This is a genomic window from Brevibacillus jepli, assembly GCF_047229145.1.
Lineage (GTDB): Bacteria > Bacillota > Bacilli > Brevibacillales > Brevibacillaceae > Brevibacillus.
In genome coordinates, this window is the sequence record NZ_JBFEFW010000013.1 from 1 (window position 1) to 19,071 (window position 19,071).

Sequence of the window (19,071 nt, forward strand, 5' to 3'; positions counted from 1 at the left end):
CTGCTGGCGTGTCAGAGTCGAAGAGAACTGTGCTTTTTCTTCTCCTCCACTATGTTGACTCAATTCAGAAGGACCTTTATAGGTCTTTCTTATTTGGGAGACTATTCGTAATATCGAGAAATATAGACAGTGGGAGAGGACGAAGTATTTATGAGTGAAAGTACGAGAACAGACAGATTTGATACGATGATGAAATATGTGGATTATTTGGATGAACAAAAGAAGCTGATTCCTGACTTACGATCGAAATACATCGGTGTAACGATGCCTTTTCCGCAAACAAGTCAGCTACGAAATAAGGTGCTGGAAAGCATAGAAAAATTAAAAGCATGTGATCAGGATGTTTGTATAGCTGTTTATTTTTACCACGATGGTAATTGGTATAATCCCGTTGAATATAAAAGCATCATTTTTATCGGAAATGATTACCCGCATCTAAAACGAATCATTGATTTTATGGCGGGAGAAGAGATCAAGCTGAGTATCAACGACACTTGTATCCTCTATAAAGAACGATTGGCAGACAGTACGCGTATTTTGCAGGGCAATCACTCCAAAATGACAAGTTTAAATGACTTATTTTCCAGAGTGGAAATTCAGTTAGACATGCTGGAAGTGGGAATGGGATATCACTATGAAAATAAACAAGTAAATGAAGATATCATTCAATTTACCCATCCTGAACGTGAAGAGGATGAAGAAGGAAAAGAACTCGGGTATCAATTATTTACGAGGTCGTTAGATTGTTTTACTAGGAAGGTGTTAACGAAAGGAGTGCTGTCGGGGTATCCGGTGGTAGATTCCAGAATCGAAATAATTGATGCTTCTTGCACGATGACTTTTCATCGCGAGTATTACTATATGGATGGAGCACATGGGTCGTTAAAAAAAGCTATGAAAAAAGCAGACTGGCAGCTGTGTGAACCAGTCATGGAGATTACGCTCATTTGTAGCAAACAATATTTTGAACGAAATTCTTTGTTTCGAGAGGTAGAAGATCTGCAGGTGAGTGAGGAGAGAGATGAGCGTAGAGTTGCTTTCACAGCCAAGATTTCTTCCGTAATGGATTACTTAGAGGCGTTTTATCACAATAGCGAAGATGTCTCGGATATCCATATGCGAATAAATCGTTATGTTCCCCTTGAAGATACTGCGCTTGTAGTTGATCGGTTTGCGGTCATCTATAGCGTGTCGAAATGGAAAGATAATCTAAATGAAGAAGACGAAAGGCAAGAGTAAGTAGAAACGTTTACTGTAAAGAAGCCCTGCCACATGACTGGAAAACATGTGGCAGGGCTTCGGACTATAAAGGTATTTCAATCGACTCTAGTTTATGCTCTTCATGTCCTTTACCTTCTCCCAAGCTGAAAATTATGGTCGGTTGGATGTAAAGCTTCGTTGCTTTTTCATCTACTTTACGGATGGTAGCGCTCCATTGATAGTTTTCGGAATGGTCGCTCACACCACCGTTTCCTTCTACATGATACTCATTTCCCAGGTCGTCTTTGACCTTGAGTGTTGGCGTAATAGAATTCCATTTTTCCAGGATGGATGGGTCTACAATCTGTTTGTAGTGGATGATCGTAGAAACATCTGTCGTTCGAATTTCATTGATAACGAGCGTGACACCTTTCGCTGAAACAGATTGATTTACGAGTTGAATGTCGCTATTCATTTTTGGCAACGCAAAGGTAAAATGCCAATCTCCTGCAAAGACTTCTCCTGTCTTGTCATTCGTGAAGCTGCCAGGTGACCAGGCCACTTGAATGTTGTCCATGTCCTTTTGCAAAGTTGGGCTTACACGTACGAGCCCAGCATATTTGGTATCACTGATTTTTTTAATATCCGTACTGCCTGTTAAGCCGGAAGCGCTTGGAATATCCATATACTGATCAAATCTAGGGTGTTCACCTACGTTTTTATCAGTTTCCAAAGCGTATGCAATCGTTATGGAAGTACCGTCATAGACTGCATTTTCAATCATCATCGTAATCCCATTGCTTGATTGGGTTTGCTTGATGACGGATGCATATTTCTCGTATTGACCATAGAAATGATCCTGCTCTTTGTCAAAGTAAGATAGAATTCCTTGCATAAATGGAATTTGAGAAGCGAGGCTAGGAACAGCAAAGCTTACTGCTGCCAGACTTGCCCCAGTGATGATGACTGCTGCAGCAGCATTACGCAAAAATGGAAGCGTTGCTTTCTGTTTTTTCGTGCCCAGGATACGTTGCTTCATGCGAGCTTTTTCCAAATCTGTTACTTCTAGCGGTTTGATTTGATCAACATCTATGTTTATCCATTCTTTATATGGATGTGTCATGTCCATCGCTCCTGTACGTTCAACTTTAATAAACTGGCGAGCTTCTTCTTTCCCCGATACAAGCGGTTGTCTACGGAAGCTTTTGATACTTGCAGTATCTCTGCAATTTCACCGTTTGGCATTTCTAAAAAATATTTCATCATAAAAATTTCCCGGTCGATCACTTCCAGCTTGCTTAGTGCAAATAGCAGCTCATTTTTCTCTTCGCGCTGTAACACTTGATCTTGTATCGTTTTTTCATCCTTCCATTCATAAGCGTCAGGGATTGCTTGCTCTCTTCCTTGACGTTTTTCTAACAGGCGGTATTGATCAATGGCTTTATATTTTGCAATGGTGCCAATCCATCGCTTAAATTCGATGGCGTCGCCGTCAAATTGCTGACTGTGTTGCCAAACTGATAAAAATACGTCATTCATGCAATCCTCTACCAAATCGACCTTTCCAAGCGGTTTGAGGATTTTATGGACAATGGCTTTCACGAGCGGCATGTATTCGTCGATGACAAATTCTATGGCATCTTCCTTTCGTTGCTGTAATCGTTTGATAAAATTTTGATGTGTACATGTCATAGCAGGCTCTCCTTAACGATATGGAAAAAGCTTTTTCACTCCATACAACGAATGCAACGTATCGTTATTCTCAAACTTTTTCAAAAAAAAACCCAGTTTGATGGTTCAAACTGGATTAAGAAAGTTGCGGATGTATGCTTTCTTGCAGCAAAGCAGCCAACATCTGCTGCCCAAACGCAGTGATCTGCGTCCCTTGCTTCTTGACCCCAATCGAGACGCATCCAGCGCGCTCTAGCACGGTCAGCTTGTGCCTGATCTGGGCTTCAGTCATAGAGGGACTCTCCATCCTCGCAAGCAAGGCACTGCGTCCAATCCGCTCCTGCCGCTTGTAGCAATCAGACAGCACTTGCAGGATCGCTGCATAATCTCCCAAGAAGCCTTGCCTGGACAAATAACGGATCGTATCTTCCAAGGTATCGTCCTGGCTAGAATGAAGCTGTGGAGTAGAGGCTTGCCCCGAAAAGAAACGCTCTGGCAAATGAGAGAGCTCCACCTGATTCCCTTCTGCGATCACGACCGCGTAGTGAATGAAATTTTCCAGCTCACGAATATTGCCCGGCCACTCATAGCGAAGCAGCTGTTCCGTCACTTCTTTGGAGAAGGACAGACGCTGCTTTTTTTTCTGCAAATAGTAATCGATCAGCACCAAAATATCATCGGGACGATCGCGCAGAGGCTGGATGTGCAGCGGCAGGACATTCAGTCGGTAGTACAAATCCTCGCGAAACGTCCCTTTTTTGACCATTTCCATCAGATTGCAGTTGGTAGCTGCAATGACGCGGACATTGACCGGAATGACGCGATAGCCACCTACACGCATGACCTGCTTTTCCTGAAGAACACGAAGCAGTGACGCCTGGATGCTAAGCGGGGCATCGCCAATCTCGTCGAGAAAAATCGTCCCGTTGTGAGCCAGCTCGAATAGCCCCATCTTTCCGCCTTTGCGTGCTCCTGTAAAAGACCCTTCCTCATACCCGAACAATTCGCTCTCTACCAGGCTCTCGGTCAGTCCGGCAAAATTGACAGGGACGAACGGACCATCCCTGCGCGTGGAGTGCTGATGAATGGCTTGAGCGAATACTTCCTTCCCGGTTCCGTTTTCTCCTGTGATGAGAATGGTGAAGTCGCTTTCGGCCAGCTTGGTCGCCACTCGCTTGTTGGCTTGAATGGACGGGCTCTTGCCGATGATATTGTCAAACGAATACTTGGTCATCAGTCCGAGATTGGCGCTCTTCGTCCGTATCTCCTGTTCGATCTGCTGTACCTTCGTTACGTCCTGAAACGTAATGACCGCGCCAAGAAACTGCTCGTCCAGGAATGTGGGAATCTTGGTGACCAATAGGTATAAATCGCGGAATTCCAATACTTGCTTCGTTACTTCTGTGTGGGGCTCTACTACTTCCAGAACGAGAAATTCGGGAATGACCTCGGCTACATTGCGCCCGATGCAAGTCGTGGCAGCCATATGTAAAATTTGCTCGGCCTCTTTGTTCATCACGGTGATGCTCCCTGTGGCATCTGTTCCAATAATGCCTTCATGGACGGCATTTAAAATCGAGCGCAGCTTTTCATTCAGCTTCCGTTCATTGTGGACCGAATTGGTCAGCTTGCGCCCGATATGGACGAAATCACTGATGAAATCAGCTGTATACAGGTTGGCCTTTTCCGGTGACAAATCGAGCAGGCGTGAAATATCAAAGATCGTAGTCAAATCCAAGGGGCGGTGCCCCAGTTCGATGATGTTCTCAAAATGAGCTGGAATCAGCTCTCTGAGTCCGTGACAGACGGCGACATCTATTTGATCTTTTTCAGGAAGCGGTGTTTCGGTATCGGGTACGTACGGTACAAAAGAAAGATGAGAGAATCCGAGATGAAACAAGAGCTCAATCGCGCCTTCTACCATTTCAATGGAGTTGGACACAAACAGGCAGCGTGTTCCTGGAGGCAGGTCCATGAGCTGATCCAGTTTATTAATATCGATCGTACGCCTGGCTAGCAGCACGGGGATGTCTGCGGGAGGAGCTGGTTGGTCGTACAAGAGACTGGTGTCGGACACGAGGATGAGATCAATCTCGTCGTACACACTCGGGTGAAGCTGTTCGTGCATGTGGTTTCGAATGATGTCCAAGCGGTTGCCGAAAAAAGAGTGGAGCGTGTTTGCGAAGAGCAGACTGATCGTATCCAGCCGGGTCATCAACAGGATGCATGGGTTCTTTTTTATCATGATGGGACTCCTTTATATCTGTCGAATAGCTATATGCTTTGGGTGAAAATATGGGAGGAATTCCGTGTAAAAAACAACCTATATTATAACCTAAAAAATCGCTATTGTTCAGAAATGCTTAACTTTTATAATAATATAGTTTTGGCACAATTCTTGCTATACATCCGGTAGAGCAAAAAGAGATACTAGAGATAGACATCAGGGAGGATGATGAATCGGATGAATCCGTTCTTATACATGGACGAGCATCGCGACGAAATAGTGCGAACATACGAAGAGTTGCATCAATTGGCTGAGCCGAGCTGGCATGAGGAGAAAACAGCGAACTACTTACGCGAGCGCTTGGAGGCTGCTGGTATTTCCGTCACACGCTTTGAGGGGCACCACGGCTTTTATGCAGAGATTGCTGGAGAGAGCCCTGAAATCGTGGCATTGCGTGCGGATATGGATGCACTTGTGCAGGAAGTAGACGGAGTGGTGAGACCGAATCATTCATGCGGACACGATGCTCATTCAACACTTGCTCTGTACAGCGCTCTGGCTATTCAAGCAAGCGGAGTGACACCGTCCAAAACGATGCGCTTTATTTTCCAGCCCGCTGAAGAGAAGATGGGCGGAGCCCTACAGATGATGAAGGATGGCGCTCTGGAAGGTGTGACGAAGCTGATCGGGGTACATCTGCGCCCGCAAATGGAAGTGCCGTATGGAAGCGCGGCTCCGGCGATCTTGCACGGATCATCGAGCTCTATCAAAGGGACGATTACAGGTCTGCAGGCACACGGTGCACGTCCGGCATTCGGCAAAAATGTCATCGAAGCAGCTTCGTTTCTCGTGCAGGCTCTGCAAAATATTCGTCTGCAAGACGGTTGTTCTTTTTCCGTAAAAATGACGCAATTGCAAGCAGGGGGAGAAACGGCCAATGTCATCCCTGATCGGGCGACGTTTATGCTCGATGTACGTGCCCAGTCCAATGAAGGCATGGCTGAGCTGCGGATGAAAACCGAGCATGCCATGAGTCAAACAGGGGCATTGATGGGCATGGAAGTGGAATGGGAATGGTCAGGAGTCACACCGGCTGCGGTCGCCAATGCAAGCATGATCCAACTGGCGAAAACAGCAATCGGGCAAGTGCTCGGTGAAGACAAGATTGCCGATATATGTGTGACACCAGGCGGGGAGGACTTCCATTTTTATGCGATTCACCGGCCAGAACTGGCAACGACGATGATTGGTCTGGGATGTGGTCTCACACCGGTCCTGCATCATCCACAGATGACTTTTCAGACAGATGCGCTTGTATATGGCGCAAAAATCATGACAGCTGCGATTTGCGAAGCAGCCCGTTCTTCTTAGAGAAGAGATACACAAGCAGGGGGTTACCTTATGACAACGAGCAAGCAACTGAAAAAGAAAAGCCTATTCAGGCTAGACGCCTACGTCCTTTTGTTCTTCATTTTATTACTATGTGCTGCGGCCACCTATGTTGTCCCGACCGGAGAATTTGACCGTGTAAAGAACGGCAATGTGACGACGGTTGTTCCGGGCAGCTATCATGCGGTGGAGCCGAATCCTACAGGCTTTATTGAGTTTTTTACCGCGATTCAGGCGGGGATGGTCAAAGGCGCACCGATCATCTTCCTCGTTTTGTTCACAGGCGGTGCGCTGGCTGTTCTGGATAAGACCGGGGCACTCAATGCAGCCATCCTGACCATGGTTCGGAAATTAGGGAATAGAGAGTGGCTACTCGTTATTTTGATTACTTCTGTCTTTTCTGTACTGGGTACGTTGGGAGTCATCGTGAACTCCGTTATTGCCTTCGTTCCGCTCGGGATCATGATTGCGCGAGCGATGAAAATGGACGCTATTTTCGGTGTGGCTCTGATTTATCTCGGGGTATACTCCGGGTTTAATACGACGATTGCCTTTCCAGGAACGCTTGGCTTGTCCCAAGAAATTGCGGAGCTGCCCTTGTTCTCAGGTATCGGCTATCGCATCATCATCTACGTTACGTTTGTGATCGTCACGATTCTGTACATCGGGCGTTATGCACGCAAGGTTCGTCAAAACCAGAGCATCTTGGGGGAAGAACTGTTTCCTTCTGAAGGTGGTTCCTCCACGATGGAGGTAGACACCAAGAACGTTGACTTTACGACACGTCATAAGCTGATTCTGGCATTTACGGGGATTGTTCTGATTGGTTTTATCATCTGCACGATCTTGTTTAAATGGGATGTAAACGAGATGTCCGGAATCTTTATTTTCATTGCAATTGGTGTTGGCTTGCTCAACAAGATGAGCGGCAATGATATCGCCAAAACGTTCTTGAAAGGTTGTCAGGGACTGATTTATGGAGCTTTGATTGTCGGTATGGCTCGTGCCGTCACTGTTATTTTGGAGGATGGGAAATTCCTCGATACCATCGTGTACGGGCTTGCGACTATTTTGGAGCCGCTCTCTCCAATGGCAGGGGCGATTGGGATGTTCCTCGGAAGTGCGGGGCTACACTTCCTGATCTCGTCAGGCTCGGGTGAAGCAGTCATGCTGATGCCGCTATTGGCGCCATTGGCTGACCTGATGGGCATTACGCGCCAAGTGGCAGTAGAAGCACTGATGCTCGGGGAAGGTGTCGTCAACTGCATCAATCCGACGTCTGGTGTTCTGATGAGTATTTTGGCGATGAGTGGTATTTCCTACGGCAAGTGGCTGAAGTTCATGCTCCCGCTCACAGCGGTATGGACGGCTCTTTCCATTGTGTTTATCATCATTGGGGTCATGATTAACTGGGGTCCATATTAATTGATCACAAAGAAGCTTCGCCAAAATGACTTGGCGGAGCTTTTTACTTTCATCAAAACCTTCCTGTATCACATTACCGAAAAAAATCCCCCAACAGCTACAGAGCTTTGGGGGATCGCCTTTCCTTTATTGACCAATAATGATGCGTTCTTTCGGATAATGATAGCGTACGATTCGGTCTTTGCGCTTCAAGAAGAGGAGCAAATTGATAATCCCGATACGCCCAATCATCATCGTAATAATCAGGATGAGCTTGCCGCCTATGCCCATCTGTGCCGTAATTCCGGTAGACAATCCGGTCGTACCGAAAGCAGAGCATACTTCAAACAAGACGTGCTGGAAAGGCAGGTCCTCCAACCAGACGAGCAGCATGACTGCTGTAAACACCAGGATAATCGCAATGAAAAAGACAATGAAGGAACGCTGAATGTCCTCATCAACCAGCTCTCTTCCGAACACCTTTACTTCCTTGTAGCCACGCATGTTTGCAAATACAGTGGCAATCAGAACGAAGAATGTCGTCGTCCGTATCCCTCCGCCTACACTGCTCGGAGAGGCTCCAATGAACATCATCCCGGAGAGCATGATGAGTGTCGTTGTCGACAAGAGGCTAATATCCATCGTAGCCAGACCCCCACTTCGCGAAGAGACGGAGTGGAACAACGAATAAAACAGCATTTCATGCCAGGTCTTATCGGCCAAAAACCGATCTCGTTCGTAGACGAAAAAGAGGATAGCACCTATTGCAATTAAGGAAAAGAACGTCAGTGTTGTAATTTTGGTAAAGAGAGAAAAGGTGAAACGAACTTTTGCGCGACGGTACGAGAAATAGGTTCTCAGCTCGACAAGTACGGGAAACCCGATCGCCCCGCAAATAATCAAGATCATCACGATGGTCTGAAACACATAGTCGTGGGTAAAGTCGAGCATGGAATTTCCGTGCAGGTCAAATCCGGCATTCGTAAAAGCACTGACAGAGGCAAAGTAGCCATGATAGAAAGCGGTGTACCAGTCGTCGTAGTAGCCGGCGTAAATAAAATGACTGCCTAACAGAATGGTTCCCACCAGCTCGATCAAGAGCGCAATTACGAGAATATTACGCATCAGGTCGACTAGACCGGACAACGTGGAGCGGTTGTGATCCGTTGCAATCCAGATGCGCTGCTCCAGCCCGATTTTTTGCCCCATGAGTATCCAGATGAACGTTCCAAGCGTCATGATTCCGACCCCGCCAACCTGAAAGAGCAATGTAAGAAACAATATCCCCCACTGGTTGAACACTTCATGAATCGCAATGACAGTAAGCCCGGTTACGCTGATGGCACTTGCAGCCGTAAACAAAGAGTCAATAAAGGAAAGAGAGACTCCCGGTAGATGAAAAAACGGCAATGACAGAAGAAACGCTGAGATCAGGATGAGCCCAACGTAGGCGAACACGATGATTTGAACAGATGTCAATCGACGCTTTTGATTGGATGATAACAAAATAAATGGCCTCCTGAATGAGCTTCATGAGGATAATCATACCAAAAAAAGATGGTAAGCAAAAATACTAAGAAAACAACCTTTGTCTGAGTGTAGCACCCAAGACAAAGGCTGTTCGTTCATCTACTTCTTATTGCGACGGAGGACACGTCTGATTTGACCGCGAATCTCTCCACCCGGATTTTGCGTTGTGTGCGCATTTACATACGTTTGTCCGTTTTTCATGAGCCGAATCAAGTCTGACAGCGGTTTGCCTCGCAGCGGGCCAACCAAATCAGCTCGCGTAATGGAACCAGTCACAACGCCCCGATTCACACTGATCCCACGCGTGACAGGACCAAACAGGAATACGACAACAGGTCCATTTACGCCTCTTGCCCCAACATGAATATGGGCTTGTGTGAAATTCTGCAAATCGTTGACCACCAACCAGAAGTCTAGTCTTCGTCCATTCTCGCTCAATCGAAATTTTGTAGTACCTGTTGCGTTTGTTCGGACCGGTGGAACCTCCTCAGAGCCCCGTAATATAGCACGAAACCTTTTTCTCAAAGTAATCACCCCCTTACCGTCTCTACTACACACGATATTGTAGAGGGGCATTCATGGCTTGTACTGTTGTCCGACAGGGGAAGAAATATGAGAAAAAAGGCTGCCTATTGGGAATGGGAGGGGGAACATGCGAGATTCCGATGTACCCAAAAGATCAGTTGACAACGTATCCACAATAATGGTAAAGTTCAGAATGTATTTATTGGAAATTTAAAATATTAATGGAAAGGTGGGCTAGTCATGAAAAGAATTGTTCGCATGGGTCGTACAAACAAGGGCATACATGACGTAACCCCACCATTGATACGAGCGTAGTATCGTTTTTTTGATCTCGTTAACATGGCGTAGGTTACATTTTTCGTAACTTGCGCCTTTTTCATTTTTGTTGAGGAAAAGGCATGTTGCTTACGGGCGATATGTCTTTTTTGTCCCTAAAAAAGGTCACCCACCCAGCGAAAGAGAGGGGAGAAACACGAATGTTCTCGGTTTTGGCAAAGCTTGATTGGTTTTTCAAGGAGCATTGGAAACGTTATACAGTCGCTATTTTGCTATTGATTCTGGGCGGCTTACTGGAGATTATCCCTCCAAAAATTATCGGGGTGGCTATTGATGAGATTCACCTGGGGACACTGACTGGCGAGCGGCTGCTATCCATTTTGCTGTTTTTCGGTGTTTTGTCTGTCGCGATTTATTGGGTCAATTTCATCTGGATTCGCCAGCTGTTTGGGGGAGCGTTTCTGGCGGAGCGGACTTTACGGTCGAAGCTCATGACGCATTTTTTGCGGATGACGCCAACGTTTTATCAACGCAATCGTACCGGGGATCTGATGGCTCGAGCTACCAATGACTTAAAGGCTGTGTCGATGACGACAGGCTTTGGGATCTTGACGATGGTGGACTCGCTATCCTTCACAGGTGCGATTGTTCTGACGATGGGCTTTTTGATCAGTTGGAAGCTGACCTTGGCAGCGATTCTTCCTTTGCCGTTCATGGCCTATATCATCAAGCAATATGGGAAAAAAATTCACGAGCGTTTTTCTACCGCACAAACCTCCTTCGGTGAACTGAACGACCGCGTACTGGAATCCGTATCTGGAGTTCGTGTGGTTCGGGCTTACGTACAGGAGATGGCGGATCAGGAGCGCTTTCGCCAAATAACACATGAGGTGTATCAAAAAAATATCGATGTAGCGAGAATCGATTCCTTGATTGAGCCGACCGTCAAAATATTGGTGGGAATCAGCTATATGATCGGCTTGATCTACGGTGGCTATCTCGTATTCCAAAGAGAACTGACCTTGGGAGAGCTGGTCTCGTTCAACGTCTATCTCGGAATGCTCATTTGGCCGATGTTTGCGATTGGTGAGCTGATTAATGTGATGCAGAGAGGAAGTGCCTCGCTGGATCGGGTGAATGAAACCTTGGCTTACGAAGCCGATGTGACGGATCACGACAGACCGGTTCATGTGACAGTACCAGAAGTCATTCGGTTTGATTCCGTGACCTTCCGCTATCCATCTGCGCATGTAGACCAACTATGCGATGTCTCCTTTACTCTTGGGCGGGGTCAGACGCTAGGCATTGTCGGGCGTACAGGAAGTGGAAAATCCACGCTGGTACGCCAACTGCTTCGTGAATTTCCCGTAGGACGTGGAGCCATCAGTGTTTCGGGAGAGGCGCTGGAACAGATCAGCCTGGATAACATCAAGAGCTGGATCGGCTATGTACCGCAGGAGCAGATTCTGTTCTCGAAGACAGTTCGCGAAAACATCCTGTTCGGGAACAACGAGGCGACAGAAGAACAATTACAGGAAGTGTTGAAGCAGGCAGCATTTGCTCGGGATGTGCAGCTATTGCCCGAAGGCTTGCAAACGCTCGTTGGTGAAAAAGGCGTAGCTCTTTCAGGTGGCCAAAAACAACGGGTATCGATTGCCCGCGCTCTTTTGGTCAATCCGGAAATCTTGATTCTCGATGATGCCATGTCCGCGGTGGATGGCAAAACCGAAGCGGAGATGATCACGAATATTCGCCGGGAACGTGCAGGAAAAACAACACTGATCACCACACATCGCTTAACTGCCGTCCAGCATGCGGATTGGATTCTCGTCTTGGACGAAGGGCGTATCGTTGAGGAAGGCACGCATGCACAGCTATTGGAGCTGGGCGGATGGTATAAAGAACAATTCGAGAAACAGCAGATTGAAGCGACGCTGACAGAAAGCGGGTGAATGAATGACGACAGGGAAAAGGCTAGTCCACTATGCAGCCATTTTTAAAAAGACGATCCTCTTGGCGATATTGATGCTGTCCATTTCGGTAGGGGCAGAACTGACGGGGCCGTTTTTGGCGAAAAAAATGATCGATACACATATAATGGGCATTGAATTCCCTTGGTATGAGACGGCACAGCGTGAGAATTCCGTGCTATATAAAGGGAAGCATTACACGAGACAGGATCACTTGACAGCAGGTGAGAGCACAGGTGGGGAAGTTCGTGTTCTGCAGGTAGGACGCGACTATTATTTCCTGAATCAGGCGATTTCGTATGATGGGCAGCGATCCATTGAGGATGGAAAGCTCGTTATTGTAAAAGGTTCGGATCGAGCTGAGTACCAGGCAACACTCTTAAGTAATCAGGAGATATTCGAATTTTTCCGACCAGAGACAAGAGGCTTGCTCACACTGGCTGCTCTCTATTTTGGATTATTGGTGGTTGCAGCACTCTTCCACTATGGGCAAAAGTTCTTATGGCAAAAATCAGCGAATCAAGTCATCGAGAGATTGCGCATTGATGTGTTCGCGCATATTCAACGATTGCCCATCCATTATTTCGATCATCTCCCTGCCGGGAAGGTAGTTGCTCGTGTCACAAACGATACGGAGGCAATCCGTGAGCTGTTTACGAATGTCCTCGGCAACTTCATTACGAGCGGGATATATTTAATCGGTATTTTCGCAGCGCTGTTCTTGCTTGATGTACGACTCGCGATCGTTTGTCTGGTCATTTTGCCAATCATGGTCGTGTGGATTTACTTGTACCGCAAGTACGCTTCTGCATTCAACCATGTCATCCGGGCACGCATCAGCGACATCAACGGGATGATTAATGAGTCGATCCAAGGAATGCCGATCATTCAGGCATTTCGCAGGGAAAAGGAAACGATGCGGGAATTCGGCGAGCTGAATGAAGAGCTGTTCACGTATCAAAATAAAATGCTGCGGCTCAATGCGACCGCTTCGTTCAACCTGGTTCAATTCATCCGCAATATCGCGTTTGTCTTGTTCATCTGGTATTTCGGTGGTGCGTCCCTCGGGATCGGTACACTGCTCTCGCTTGGTGTCCTCTACGCTTTCGTCGATTATCTCAATCGCTTGTTCCAGCCGATGACGCAGATCGTCAATCAATTGGCAAACCTGGAGCAATCTCTCGTCGCAGCATCGCGGGTGTTTGAACTGCTCGATGAAGAGGGTGATGACGTTGACTCTGCAAAGGTTCCTTGCTATCAGGGAAATGTCCGCTTTGACGATGTTTCTTTTGCCTACAAAGACGATCAATACGTGCTGAAAAACATTTCATTCGAAGCATGGCCAGGAGAGACAGTGGCACTTGTCGGTCACACGGGCTCGGGAAAAAGCTCGATTATTAATCTGTTACTCCGCTTCTATGATGTAAACAGGGGGGCGATCATGATTGATGGGCGCAATGTACAGTCGTTTTCCAAGCAGCAGCTTCGCCAGCACATGGCCATCGTTTTGCAGGACCCGTTTTTGTTTACAGGAACGATTCGTTCCAATGTGAGTCTGGATGATCCGTCGATCTCGCCGGAAAAAGTGGAGAAAGCCTTGTGTGATGTAGGGGCAGACCAACTGTTTCGCAGTCTTCCGAAAGGTTTTGATGAACCGGTAATCGAGAAGGGGAGCACCCTTTCACTCGGGCAGCGTCAATTGATATCATTTGCGCGTGCACTCGCATTTGACCCGGCTATCCTCATTCTGGATGAAGCGACTGCCAGCATCGACACGGAAACAGAGGGCATTATTCAAAATGCACTTGAGGTGTTGAAAAAAGGGAGAACGACCTTCATCATTGCTCACCGCCTGTCTACGATCAAAAATGCGGATCAAATTCTCGTACTGGATCGAGGCAGAATCGTAGAGCGCGGGAAGCATGAGGACTTGATGGAGAAGCAAGGCAGGTACTATCAGATGTATCAAATGCAGCAAGGGAACAAAGAAGCGCAGGTGCAGGAGGCAGTAGCAAAGCACGGAAGCGCCGCTGCCCTGACTTAGTTTTTTCTACTCTTTTTGCCTCTTGAACGGTAAGATAGAGCATAGAAGTATGGACTTTTCAGGAGGGATCATCATGCCACATCTTATCGTTCGAGGCATTCAAGCTGAACAAATGGCAACGATTAGCGAACCGCTTGCAGTGGAGCTTGCTGCACTATGCCAATGCGGCACGGACAATTTCACGATTGAGTGCTTGCATACAACAGGCGTTTTTGGTGGGAAGATCGTGGAGTCATTTCCTTTTATTGAAGTAGCATGGTTCGAGCGGGGACAAGAAGTTCGTGACCAGTTTGCCCAGATCGTGACCAAGCATGTCCTCTCCCTCGGTATCCCAGAGGTGGAAATGGCATTTGTCGCTTATCAAAAAGAAAGCTATTATGCCAACGGAGAGCATTTCTAAAGAGAAGCTGACAGGTGCTGTCGATTTCCCGGGAAAGAATCAAGACATTCGACAAGAGCACGAACAAACAAATGAATACAAGCATGGAATAAGGGTGTTCCTTCCAGTAGTACGAGATTTTTCGTACGAGATGGGTGTAGCACCCTTTTTATTTGTTTAGCCAAAAATTTCTAAAATAGGTGTCACAAACAAAAGATGCCAATTGTTATTCATAGTGAGAGGAGGGCAAACCGTGGAAAAAACAGAGATAGAGCGCCTGCTGACAGAAATAAAAGCTGGTTCTCTTGAGCAATACGAACTCATTATCGATCACTATCAACAACCGATCTTTACATACTGCTATCACATGCTCGGTCATCGCCAAGATGCAGAAGACGCTGTCCAGGAAGTCCTGTTTCGTGCCTATGAGCATCTGGAACAGTATACGTACTCGCTGTCATTTTCCGCATGGCTGTACCGGATCGCTTACAACCACTGTGTGAATGTACTAAAGCGCAGGAAATTAAGCCGCGTGTTGCCCTTTTTGTACAACAGGGATCAGGATGGACGCAACTATGTCGAGGAGAGCATCGACAGCAATTATTTTGGGGAGCCGCTTGAACGCATCTGGAAACGGCTGTCCGCCGAGGAACGAACACTCATGTTCCTGCGGGTGCTAGAGGAACGAGAGTACGAGGAAATCGCAGAGCTGATGGACAAAAAGCCTGCGGCCCTCCGCAAGCAATTCGAGCGTGTTTTGAAAAAGTGCAAACGTTATTTGCCAACGACGGGAGGGGTGCTGGATGATGGACAAAAATCCGTTTAAGCACATGCGAGACATGCTGGTAGCGAAGCCAGTCCCGAAAGTCGATGTCAAACATAAAGTCATGGCAGCCATCTATGCGAAGGAAAACAAGGAGGAAAAAGTCGTGAAAAAGAAAATTGGCTTGTTAGTTACAGTTGGTATGTTGGTTGGAGCGTCTTCCGTATGGGCGGGGATGGAAATGATTCAGTTGAAAAATGAAAAGGGCGAAGTAGTGCTGGAGCTTGAACAAATGAGTATGCAAGAACAGCAACAAATGATGCAGCAGCTACCCCCTGACACAAAGGATCAGATCAAGAATAGAAATGCAGAGATTTATAAACAGTTGGATACCGGGGAACAAATCGTCAATGGATTAAAACCAGGAGAAGCGGTTGCCATTTATTGGCCGCTGACAAAACTTCAGTTGGAATCAAATCCAAACAGCAAGCCTTTCGTAGATGTACGCTCCAAGCCTTTTACCTATACTACGTGGAAGGACATGGAACAAAAGATCGGCCATCTGTTCAAGGTCCCGGCAGAGATTGGGACAGACTTCAAGTTTGCAGCAGGCGAAGCGATCTATCTCCCAAGTGACAAGTATGATGAGAAAGCGATGAAAGAAGAACAAGAAAGAACGAAAAAAGAATACGTGGTACAACCAGTTCCGTTATCGGACAAGCTTCGTAATGCAGAGATTGAGTACAAGGGCCAGAAAGGGAGTGCTTTCTTAGAAGTATCCATTCTGGATGACAAGAATAAAAGTGGAGGTACATTTGCGCAGAATCTAGAGAAGGTCAAGATCGGCGACAATGAAGCCGTGTATTCCACGTTCGCACCTGAAAATGGGGACACCGTTCACTCTTTGCAATGGGTGAAAAATGGGACAAAGGTGGACTATAGCCTGAGAGCCAATATGAGTGTGAGCACGAAAGTAGAGCTACTGAAAATGGCGGAACAAATCAATCAAGTGAAATAATAAGGGATTCCCTCATCGTGGGTGCTATACCACGCTGGGGGTTTTGTTGAGTGATTGATTTTTATAATTTTCGAAAAAACATGTCACATTAAGAAGATCCCGATTGTTATTCACAGTGAAAGGAGGGCAAAGCGTGGAAAAAAAAGAGATAGAGCTCTTGCTGCATGCAATAAAAAGTGGCTCTCTCGAACAGTTTGAAATCATCATCGATCACTACCAGCAACCGATCTTTACATATTGCTACCATATGCTCTCTCATCATCAAGAAGCAGAGGTGGCTGTACAGGAAGTTTTGCTTCACGCTTACGAGCATCTGGAACAGTATACGACCGCCTTATCCTTCTCAGCATGGCTCTATCGAATTGCTCACAACTATTGTGGGAATGTGCTAAAGCGCAGAAAGCTAAGCCGTTGGTTGCCCTTTCTGTACAAACAGGATCACCGTGGAAGTGTGAAGGAGCACATCGATCGCCCTAATAGCGAAGAGCTTTTGGAGCGTATTTGGAATCGGTTGTCCACTGAGGAACGGTCACTCGTTTTTTGGAGAGTGCTGGAGGAAAAAGAGTACGAGGAAATCGCAGAGCTGCTGGATAAACCACCTGAGGCTCTTCGCAAGCAATTTGATCGGATTATGAAAAAGTGCAAACGTTATTTGCCAACGATGGAAGGGGTGGCCGCTAATGGACAAAAATCCGTTTAAGCACATGCGAGACATGCTGGTAGCGAAGCCAGTCCCGAAAGTCGATGTCAAACATAAAGTCATGGCAGCCATTCGTGCCAAGGAAAACAAGGAGGAGAAAGTCGTGAAAAAGAAAATTGGTTTGTTAGTTACCGTAGGTATGCTGGTCGGAGCGTCTTCCGTATGGGCGGGGATGGAAATGATCCAGTTGAAAAATGAGAAGGGCGAAGTGGTATTTGAGCTATCTCAGCATAAGCTTCAAGAACAACAGCAAATGTTTCAGCAGCTATCTCCAGAGGATCAAGCAAAAATGGAGGAGAGACGGAAGAAAAGAGAATACGTGGGTAAGGTCACGACAGAAATCAAGAATGGCCTGAAGCCTGGAACATCTGCGGCTATTTACTGGAAGCCAACAAAAGAACAGGGGGAAAACCAAAATAATATTATCTATACGAAGAAAAAACATCCGGACATTACGGTCGTATCCAAACCGATTGTTTATAAATCATGGAAGGATATGGAGCCGATCGTAGGGAAGATGTTCACTCTGCCAAGCGAGATTCCTGGAGGCTACCGCTTCCTGGAAGGAGAAGTAAACTATGAGGAAAACTACGAGTATGATGTCGACGTGGAAGCATTAAAGGCAAAAGCTGTCAAGGACAATAAAGAATACGCCTTTACAGAAATTCCATTGAGCAACAAGTTTGCATATACCAATGTTGCCTATCAGTCTGAGAAAGGCAAGGTCTGGGTAGAGGTACGAATCGCCGAAGAAGGAGGATCGGGAACGAGTGCAGACGTCATTGAAAAAGTCATGATTGGCAACAATGAAGCAGCTCTTATGACGCATACGTCTGAAAAAGGCGAAAACTCGTATTGGCTCATCTGGGTGAAAAACGGAACGAATCTGGAATACTCTGTTCAAGCTGATGAACAAGTCGCATCCAAAGACGAGCTGATCAAAATCGCCAAGCAAATCAACGATACAAAATAAAGAGAAGCATAAGAGGAGTACCACAAAGCGCCTAGCTTTCTTGTGGTACTCCTTTTCTTTCGCTAATGGCTAATGTCACTTAGCTTATTGTGTTTTTTACCCATCAACTGCTTCAAGCCATCCATATTAATCAGGATAATGCCGACAATAATCGTGATTCCCCCTGCTAACGACAGCAGATAAAGCGGCTCATTGTACAGGATGACGCCCAGGCTTAAGGCAATCAACGGCGAGATATAGAGCCACGTGGATGGGAACACAGGATTGGTCTTGGCAACGAGCCAATAGAAAATGGTGTGTCCCATCATGGAGCCAACGAAGATTAAATACAGGAGAGAGATGATGGCATTCGTCGATAGCATCGATTCGATATGCACCTGCTCCGTGAACAGCGATAAAACAAGCAGCATTGCTCCTCCGTACAACATCTGTGCCGCATTCAAGGCGATGGGAGAGGTGTCGTAAAACCGTTGAATGACGCGGCGGGAGTAAACGGTACCAGCCGAATAGAAGAGTTGCCCAAAGATAACCGCCATGCACCCAGCGAGCCAAAGGAAGCTGAACGAGATAGTCGCACCGGGTAAAATCAGCAAGACGACACCGATAAATCCAACGAGACAACCAACCCACGATATGGCAGATAGCTTTTGCCGTGAAATGCCTGTCTGAAGCAGCATGACCATGAGCGGTGCTGTTGCAGAAAGAATCGCAGCGATACCTGAGCTTATATGCTGCTCCGCCCAGTACAAGGTGGCAAATGTCCCAAACGTTAAACCGATTCCGGTCAAAACCATCTCTTTATGGAGCAGCAGTGAAAGACGCGCCTGTTTTTTCCAGAGCATGAATGAAAACAAAATCACACCTGCCAGAAAGAAGCGAAGCCCTGCTGAGAAAAACGGCGGCGCCCCCGCATCAATCCCGACTTTGATTGCCAGAAAAGTCGTTCCGAATATCAAGCACATGACCACATAATTGAGCAGTACCATTATGATTCCTCCCTTT

At 46.7% G+C, this 19,071-nt stretch carries 16 protein-coding genes; 10 read left to right on the forward strand and 6 right to left on the reverse strand.

The genetic code is table 11. The features are described from left to right. Window positions 1-150 precede the first annotated feature (150 nt). Entirely contained in the window at window positions 151-1,239 is a 1,089-nt protein-coding gene (locus AB1L17_RS15450) for an elongation factor G (RefSeq protein WP_412848874.1), read from the forward strand. 64 nt (window positions 1,240-1,303) lie between these two features. Here the strand turns inward: AB1L17_RS15450 and AB1L17_RS15455 are convergent, their stop codons facing one another. The 3 genes from AB1L17_RS15455 to AB1L17_RS15465 form a co-directional block, all read right to left on the reverse strand. Continuing rightward, window positions 1,304-2,323, reverse strand: coding sequence for a DUF4179 domain-containing protein (locus tag AB1L17_RS15455; RefSeq protein ID WP_412844316.1), 1,020 nt, complete (start codon window positions 2,321-2,323; stop codon window positions 1,304-1,306). Continuing rightward, entirely contained in the window at window positions 2,320-2,892 is a 573-nt protein-coding gene (locus tag AB1L17_RS15460; protein WP_412844317.1) for a sigma-70 family RNA polymerase sigma factor, read from the reverse strand. The genes AB1L17_RS15455 and AB1L17_RS15460 overlap by 4 nt, the downstream gene beginning before the upstream one ends. A 115-nt stretch (window positions 2,893-3,007) precedes the next feature. Further along, window positions 3,008-5,116 carry a sigma-54 interaction domain-containing protein gene (locus tag AB1L17_RS15465; RefSeq protein ID WP_412844318.1) on the reverse strand — a complete coding sequence of 703 codons (2,109 nt, stop codon included), beginning with the start codon at window positions 5,114-5,116 and terminating at the stop codon, window positions 3,008-3,010. A 219-nt stretch (window positions 5,117-5,335) separates the two neighbouring features. Between AB1L17_RS15465 and AB1L17_RS15470 the strand changes: the two genes are divergently transcribed. Further along, window positions 5,336-6,469, forward strand: coding sequence for a M20 peptidase aminoacylase family protein (locus AB1L17_RS15470; RefSeq protein ID WP_412844540.1), 1,134 nt, complete (start codon window positions 5,336-5,338; stop codon window positions 6,467-6,469). Between the two features lie 30 nt (window positions 6,470-6,499). Beyond that, the gene (locus AB1L17_RS15475) at window positions 6,500-7,912 is read left to right on the forward strand and encodes a YfcC family protein (protein WP_412844319.1); all 1,413 of its coding nucleotides are present in this window, start codon (window positions 6,500-6,502) and stop codon (window positions 7,910-7,912) included. Between the two features lie 126 nt (window positions 7,913-8,038). On the opposite strand, the gene AB1L17_RS15480 is transcribed toward AB1L17_RS15475, so the two are convergent. Together AB1L17_RS15480 and AB1L17_RS15485 are read right to left on the reverse strand one after the other, a co-directional pair. Beyond that, window positions 8,039-9,397, reverse strand: coding sequence for a TrkH family potassium uptake protein (locus tag AB1L17_RS15480; protein ID WP_412844320.1), 1,359 nt, complete (start codon window positions 9,395-9,397; stop codon window positions 8,039-8,041). A gap of 123 nt (window positions 9,398-9,520) precedes the next feature. Continuing rightward, window positions 9,521-9,946, reverse strand: coding sequence for a CHRD domain-containing protein (locus tag AB1L17_RS15485; protein WP_412844321.1), 426 nt, complete (start codon window positions 9,944-9,946; stop codon window positions 9,521-9,523). A 476-nt stretch (window positions 9,947-10,422) separates the two neighbouring features. Between AB1L17_RS15485 and AB1L17_RS15490 the strand changes: the two genes are divergently transcribed. The 7 genes from AB1L17_RS15490 (at window position 10,423) to AB1L17_RS15520 (ending at window position 18,069) form a co-directional block, all read left to right on the forward strand. Beyond that, complete coding sequence (locus AB1L17_RS15490; protein WP_412844322.1) at window positions 10,423-12,174, forward strand: ABC transporter ATP-binding protein; 1,752 nt, start codon at window positions 10,423-10,425, stop codon at window positions 12,172-12,174. A 4-nt stretch (window positions 12,175-12,178) separates the two neighbouring features. Continuing rightward, the gene (locus AB1L17_RS15495) at window positions 12,179-14,236 is read left to right on the forward strand and encodes an ABC transporter ATP-binding protein (protein WP_412844323.1); all 2,058 of its coding nucleotides are present in this window, start codon (window positions 12,179-12,181) and stop codon (window positions 14,234-14,236) included. Between the two features lie 73 nt (window positions 14,237-14,309). Further along, entirely contained in the window at window positions 14,310-14,636 is a 327-nt protein-coding gene (locus AB1L17_RS15500; RefSeq protein ID WP_012684582.1) for a DUF1904 family protein, read from the forward strand. 232 nt (window positions 14,637-14,868) lie between these two features. Continuing rightward, entirely contained in the window at window positions 14,869-15,441 is a 573-nt protein-coding gene (locus AB1L17_RS15505; protein ID WP_412844324.1) for an RNA polymerase sigma factor, read from the forward strand. After that, a complete protein-coding gene (locus AB1L17_RS15510; RefSeq protein ID WP_412844325.1) occupies window positions 15,419-16,396 on the forward strand; it encodes a DUF4367 domain-containing protein in 978 nt (325 codons plus the stop codon). The genes AB1L17_RS15505 and AB1L17_RS15510 overlap by 23 nt, the downstream gene beginning before the upstream one ends. A 133-nt stretch (window positions 16,397-16,529) precedes the next feature. Beyond that, complete coding sequence (locus tag AB1L17_RS15515) at window positions 16,530-17,096, forward strand: RNA polymerase sigma factor (protein WP_412844326.1); 567 nt, start codon at window positions 16,530-16,532, stop codon at window positions 17,094-17,096. Then, the gene (locus AB1L17_RS15520) at window positions 17,077-18,069 is read left to right on the forward strand and encodes a hypothetical protein (protein ID WP_412844327.1); all 993 of its coding nucleotides are present in this window, start codon (window positions 17,077-17,079) and stop codon (window positions 18,067-18,069) included. Before AB1L17_RS15515 ends, AB1L17_RS15520 begins: the two co-directional genes overlap by 20 nt. A gap of 62 nt (window positions 18,070-18,131) precedes the next feature. Here AB1L17_RS15520 and AB1L17_RS15525 read toward each other — a convergent pair whose 3' ends face one another. After that, window positions 18,132-19,055 carry a DMT family transporter gene (locus AB1L17_RS15525; RefSeq protein ID WP_412844328.1) on the reverse strand — a complete coding sequence of 308 codons (924 nt, stop codon included), beginning with the start codon at window positions 19,053-19,055 and terminating at the stop codon, window positions 18,132-18,134. Window positions 19,056-19,071: the final 16 nt, after the last annotated feature.